The organism is Candidatus Binataceae bacterium, from assembly GCA_035500095.1.
In the GTDB taxonomy this organism is placed as follows: domain Bacteria; phylum Desulfobacterota; class Binatia; order Binatales; family Binataceae; genus JAKAVN01.
The window spans coordinates 1-5,754 of sequence record DATJXN010000124.1; the positions used below are offsets into that span (position 1 = coordinate 1).

The 5,754-nt window shown below is 65.7% G+C and carries 6 protein-coding genes; 3 read left to right on the top strand and 3 right to left on the bottom strand.

What is annotated here, in order from left to right:
• Together VMI09_13050 and VMI09_13055 are read right to left on the bottom strand one after the other, a co-directional pair.
• On the bottom strand, window positions 1-481 hold a 481-nt coding region (locus tag VMI09_13050; GenBank protein ID HTQ25615.1), incomplete at its 3' end, for an FHA domain-containing protein.
• Between the two features lie 55 nt (window positions 482-536).
• Window positions 537-1,568 (bottom strand): histone deacetylase, encoded by a 1,032-nt coding sequence (locus VMI09_13055; GenBank protein HTQ25616.1) that lies wholly within the window; start codon window positions 1,566-1,568, stop codon window positions 537-539.
• A gap of 87 nt (window positions 1,569-1,655) precedes the next feature.
• Between VMI09_13055 and VMI09_13060 the strand changes: the two genes are divergently transcribed.
• The 3 genes from VMI09_13060 to VMI09_13070 all read left to right on the top strand — a co-directional run bounded on the left by VMI09_13060 (window position 1,656) and on the right by VMI09_13070 (window position 5,379).
• Window positions 1,656-2,105 (top strand): twin-arginine translocase TatA/TatE family subunit, encoded by a 450-nt coding sequence (locus tag VMI09_13060; GenBank protein ID HTQ25617.1) that lies wholly within the window; start codon window positions 1,656-1,658, stop codon window positions 2,103-2,105.
• An 82-nt stretch (window positions 2,106-2,187) separates the two neighbouring features.
• Window positions 2,188-2,934 (top strand): twin-arginine translocase subunit TatC, encoded by a 747-nt coding sequence (gene tatC, locus VMI09_13065; GenBank protein ID HTQ25618.1) that lies wholly within the window; start codon window positions 2,188-2,190, stop codon window positions 2,932-2,934.
• A 39-nt stretch (window positions 2,935-2,973) separates the two neighbouring features.
• Window positions 2,974-5,379, top strand: a complete 2,406-nt coding sequence (locus VMI09_13070) for a glycoside hydrolase family 15 protein (protein ID HTQ25619.1) — start codon at window positions 2,974-2,976, stop codon at window positions 5,377-5,379.
• A 13-nt stretch (window positions 5,380-5,392) separates the two neighbouring features.
• On the opposite strand, the gene VMI09_13075 is transcribed toward VMI09_13070, so the two are convergent.
• Window positions 5,393-5,620 (bottom strand): DUF4911 domain-containing protein, encoded by a 228-nt coding sequence (locus VMI09_13075; GenBank protein ID HTQ25620.1) that lies wholly within the window; start codon window positions 5,618-5,620, stop codon window positions 5,393-5,395.
• Window positions 5,621-5,754: the final 134 nt, after the last annotated feature.

Genomic DNA, 5,754 nt, shown 5'->3' on the forward strand with positions numbered 1-5,754 from the left:
CGGCGGCGCTTCGCGCCGCCGTCCCCTCCGCCCCGCCGACACGGTGCTCGACGTGCAGCACGTACGCGGTCAGTGCGAAGCCGCCGCTCGCGAACAGCAGCAAGGTTGCGACGGCGCGCGCGCCGCGCGATGCGCGGCGCCGGGCCGGCGCTACGCTCCTGGCGCGCCTGGCGCCGACCTGGGACAGGTCGTCGCCGGGCGCGACGCAGGCGAAGCGCGCGTCGCCGAAACGCAGTTCGTCGCCGCGCTCGACGGGCGTCGGCCCGGTCACGCGGCGGCCGTTGAGATAGGTCCCGTTGGTCGAACCAAGATCCACAACGCGCCACCGGCCCCATCGCCGCTCCAGCGCCGCGTGCCGGCGCGAGGCCGTCGACTCTTTCAGGATCAGGTCGTTGTCGGCGGCCGCGCCGACCGTGATCCGCCGCCGGCCGAGCTCGCACATCTGCGGCGAGGCCGCTCCGAGTGCGATCAGCCGCAGCAAGTGGGATTGGCTCGGAGACTTGGATCCGGACACGTCCGCGCGGCTTCGCCTGTCCTTAGAACTTCCAGTAGCTCGCGAGGAAATAGTGCGCGCGTTCGATTATTGGAATCACACGCGTGCCGTCGGCGGCTGGCGCGATCGGCTCGTCGGCTCCACGGCCCAACTCGTCGATCACGCTGCGTCCCGAATCGACCAGCGCCTGCAGATCGTAACCACCCTCCAGCGCGACGGCCATCCGTCCGCCGCAGCACTCGGCGGCCATCCGCTTCGCCCGCCGCGCAAGGGCGGCGAAGCCGCCCTCGGTAACTCGCATCCCGCCCAGCGGATCCCGAAAGTGCGCGTCGAAGCCCGACGACACGAGGATGAACTCCGGACGGAATTGCCGGACGACCGGAGCCAGCAGATCGTCGAAGACGCGCAGGTACTCGTTGTCGCCGAACGTCGCCGGCATCGGCGCATTGACCGTGTATCCGGCGCCGGCGCCGTAGCCGGTTTCGTCCAGTGCGCCGGTCCCCGGGTAGAAAGGGTACTGATGAGTGGAGAAGTAGAGCACCTCGGGCGAATCGTAAAAGATGTCCTGGATGCCGTTGCCGTGGTGGACGTCCCAATCGATCACCAGCACGCGCTTGAGACCGCGGCGGCGAATCAGGTAGCGCGCCGCGATCGCCACGTTGTTGAACAGGCAAAATCCCATCGCGCGCGCGGCGAGCGCGTGATGGCCCGGCGGACGGACGATCGCAAAGGCGTTGTCCGCCGCTCCGTCCATCACCGCCTCGACCGCCGTCAGCACGCCGCCCGCCGCCAGCAGCGCGGTCTGACAGGAGTCGGGCGAGGTGTGCGTGTCCGGGTCGAAGTCGTAGCGCGGCATCGAGGCGCTCCGCTTGACCTCGGCGACGTAGGCCGGGTCATGGCACAGTTCGATCTCCTCGGTGGTCGCCTCGCGCGGGCTAATCGCAAGTAACGCGTCACGATTCAGCCGGCTGGCCATCTCGATCATCACCGCCGCGCGTTCAGGGCGTTCCGGATGGCTTCGGCCGGCGAAATGCTTCAAAAAACGGCGGTCGCTGATCAATGCGGTCCTGAGCATCGTTGACACCCTGAACTTCGATAACGATCATAAATCAGACCGTGCGGCCTCGCGCTATGGGGCCTGGCGTCGGCGGACGGAAACCTTTTGGGAATAGTTGAAATACTCCTGTTCCTGGTAATCGCCCTGATCGTTATCCCGCCGGATGACCTGCCGCAGGTGATGCGCACCGTGGGCAAGGTGATGCGCGAGTTGCGGCTCGCGAGCAACACCGTGATGCGCGAAATCTCCGGCGCGATAGGCGATGACTCGCCATTCAATATACTGCCGCCGCGCTTCGACGATCCGCATCCACCGACGCCCCCTGCGACGCCGACGCCCCCCGCGCCGGCCTTCCTGGCTCCAGAGCCCAAGTCGGAGGCGCCCGTTGAAAGCGCTCCCGGCGCCGAGCTTCAGCCTCCCACCGAGCATCAGGCGACCATGGCTCGGACGCCGGCCGAAGTGCAAGCGCCAAGCGAGCAACCGTCGTCCGCTGAACCGAGCGGGCCCAAGGCGCCTGTCCCGGAGTCGCCGGACGATCCGGACGACAAACTTTAAGCCGCCATAACTCGCACCGCGTTACGTGGCCAACCAGGAGTTTTCCGCCGCCAATCCTCCCGCCGTGACGGAGGAGGTCCGCATGCCGTTGCTCGAGCACGTGCGCGAGTTGCGTGCACGGCTGGTGCGAGCGGTGATCGCGGTGGCGGTGGGATGCGCGCTCTCGTACATTTTCGCCGACCATCTTTTCGCCTGGCTGACTTTGCCGCTGCGCGAGGTCGGCCAGGGCAAACTGCTGCTGATCGGCACGGGCGTGGGCGAGGCTTTTTTCACCAAGATCAAGGTTGCGCTGGTTGCGGGCGTTTTTGTGGCGAGCCCCGCGATCTTTTACGAAGTATGGAAATTCATCGCCCCCGGCCTTTATGTGTCTGAACGGCGGATGGCGCTGCCGTTCGTCGTAAGCTCGAGCCTGTTCTTCGCGCTCGGCGGCTACTTCTGCTGGGCGGTGGTGTTCAAGATCGGCTACGCATTTTTCATCGCCCAGTATGCCTCGATCGGCGTAACGCCGACGATCCGGATCAGCGAATACCTCGCCTTTTCGGCCAAGCTGATGCTGGCCTTCGGACTGACCTTTGAAATGCCGATTTTCTCGGTGTTCCTGACGCGGCTCGGACTCATCGACTACCGCATGATGCTGCAATATTTCCGCTACGCGGTGCTCGGCATCTTCGTGGTCTCGGCTGCGCTGACCCCGCCCGACATGGTTTCGATTTTCCTGCTCGCGATTCCGCTGCTGCTGCTTTATGGATTGAGCGTGGGCGTTTCCTATATGTTCCGTTCGCCGGCGCCGCTGAGCGAACCGGCAGCCGAACCTCCCGCCACGCTGTAAGCGCCGCCCCCGCGCGTCCACGGAAAGGAGAGCGACCCGATGGCCACAATCGTCAACGACCCACGCGCTTCGGGAGCCCCGGGAATCGAGCCGCGCTGGACCCACAGCGCCAAGGATGTCGTCGGCACGGCGTATTCGACCGCGAGCCCGGTCTGGTTCACCGCTTCGGGCGGGGTGCTCAGCGAGGTTTACTTTCCCACGATCGATCGGCCGCAAATCCGCGATTTGCAGTACCTGGTGACCGACGGCAAGACCTTTTTCCACGACGTCCATCGCGACCAGGACTCTTCGATCGAATACCTTACCGAGCGCGGTCTCGGCGTGCGCATCACCAATGCCGACCGCGACGGCCGCTACCGCGTGGTGATGGAGGTCATCAGCGACCCGCATCAGCCGTGCGTGCTGCTGGACACCCGGCTGGAGGGCGACGCCGACCTGCTGCGCCGCCTGCGCCTGTTCGTGCTGCTCTCGCCGCATCTGAACGTCGGCGGATGGGGCAACAGCGCCAACGTCGCGCGGATGGCCGGGTACGAATTTCTGACCGCGCATAAGGACGGCACCTGGCTCGCCCTGGGAGCCAACGTACCTTTCGCGCACCGTTCGTGCGGCTACGTCGGCAAGACCGACGGATGGCAGGACCTCAGTCAGAATTTCAAGCTCGACTGGGAGTTCGCCTCAGCCCCTGATGGCAACGTCGCGCTGACCGCCGAGATCGATCTGCCCGAGGACCGCCACTTCACCCTCGGCCTCGCCTTCGGCAACAGCCTGCATCGCGCGGTGACCTGCCTCTACCAGTCGCTCGGCGTGCCCTTCGCGCAGCATTCGGCGCGCTTCATTGAGCAATGGAGCCGCGCCTGCGTGCATATGTACCCGCTGGAGCAATGGACCGGCGACGGCGGCCATCTCTGCCACCGAAGCCGCGAATTGCTGCTCGCCCATGAGGACAAGCGCTTCCCCGGCGCGCTAATCGCTTCGTTGAGCATCCCCTGGGGCGAGGTCAAAGGGGACGAAGACCTTGGCGGCTACCATCTGGTATGGACGCGCGACATGGTCAACAGCGCGACCGGATTGCTGGCGGGCGGCGACCTAGCCACGCCGCTGCGCGCGCTCATCTACCTCGCCTGCTCGCAGCGCCCTGACGGCGGGTTTCCGCAAAATTTCTGGATCGACGGCACGCCCTACTGGTCGGGCATCCAACTCGACGAGGTCGCCTTTCCGATCATGCTGGCGTACCGGTTGGCGCAAAGCGGCGCCGCGATGGGCGCGTTCGATCCCTATCCGATGGTGCTGGCGGCGGCCCGCTACCTGATTTACGAAGGCCCGATCACGCCGCAGGAGCGATGGGAGGAGAACAGCGGCTACTCGCCTTCGACGCTGGCGAGCAATATCGCGGCCCTGGTATGCGCGGCGCACCTGGCCAAAGAACGCGGCGACGCGGCGACCGCCGAGTTCCTGCTGGATTACGCCGACTTTCTCGAATCCCACATCGAACGCTGGACCGTCACCGGACAGGGCTTCATCGTGCCCGGGATCAAGCGCCACTATGTCCGCATCAACCCCGCCGACCCTGCAGCGGGCACGTCGAATGAAGATCCCGACCACGCAATGGTTACGATCCATAACCGCGCGCCCGGCGAGCCCTACCAGTTTCCCGCGGCCGAAATCGTCGACGCGGGTTTCCTCGAACTCGTGCGTTACGGCATCCGCCGCCCCGGCGGTCCGCTGATCGAGGATTCGCTGCGCGTGATCGATGCGGTACTCAAGACCAGTTTCCCGGCCGGACCCTGCTGGAGGCGTTACACTCACGACGGCTACGGCCAGCGCGACGACGGCGGACCGTTCGACGGATGGGGCGTCGGCCGGCCGTGGCCGCTCCTGACCGGCGAGCGCGGCCATTATGAGCTCGCCGCCGGCCGCGACGTCAGCCCGTATCTCCGCGCGATCGAAAACTTCGCCACCGCGGCGACGCGGCTCCTGCCTGAGCAGATCTGGGACCGGCCGGATCTGCCGGCAGCGCTGATGTATTTCGGCAAACCCACGGGAGCGGCGATGCCGCTCATGTGGGCGCATGCGGAATATCTCAAGCTCCTGCGGTCAGCCGCCGACGGCGTCGTCTTCGACCTGATACCGGAAGTCGCCGAGCGTTATCGCGCCGGCAAGCCGCGGGCGGCGATCGAGGTCTGGAAACGCAACCGGCAGATCCAATCCGTGGCGCCGCCGTGCAGACTGCGTGTACAGTGCGACGAACCATTCATGCTGCACTGGACTAAGGACGAGTGGCATCACGCTCACGACAGCCATTCGCAACACACCGCGGTCGGCCTCGATTTCGTCGATATCGACATCACCGCGTCCGACCGCGCGCCCGTGCGCTTTACGTTTTACTGGGAATCCCGGCAAAAGTGGGAAGGCCGCGACTACGCGGTCGAACTGCAGGGAGGATAGCGGAGGCCGGCCGTCAGGCGCCGATGCGGCGGATCGAAAAGGCCGCGCTCAGCGAGTCGAGCAGCGCGTCCACTTCGGCCACCGAGGCATCGTCGAAGTACAGCCGCAGATAGTGATGACGGGGATCCTCGGTGCGCAGCGTCGCAAGGTTGTCGTATGACTCGATGATCGCCTTGAAGCGCGCGATCGCGGCCGGCTCTATCGCCAGCAGCAGGGTTTGAAATGATTGCGGGGAATTCATGTCCCATCGCGACGGTCCGTCGCTGCGCCGGCTGCGCCGTCAGCGACGAACCTCAGCTGACCATGGTCTCGTGGTTCCGGTGGGTGCTATAAACCGAGATGACACCCACACCAGTGGCCGGCCATGATACGTAA

Bases quoted from the DNA above. Each gene is read 5' to 3' on its own strand.
- tatC (HTQ25618.1), top strand. From the start codon at position 2,188: ATGCCGTTGCTCGAGCACGTGCGCGAGTTGCGTGCACGGCTGGTGCGA.
- VMI09_13070 (HTQ25619.1), top strand. From the start codon at position 2,974: ATGGCCACAATCGTCAACGACCCACGCGCTTCGGGAGCCCCGGGAATC.
- VMI09_13075 (HTQ25620.1), bottom strand. From the start codon at position 5,620: ATGAATTCCCCGCAATCATTTCAAACCCTGCTGCTGGCGATAGAGCCG.
- VMI09_13055 (HTQ25616.1), bottom strand. From the start codon at position 1,568: ATGCTCAGGACCGCATTGATCAGCGACCGCCGTTTTTTGAAGCATTTC.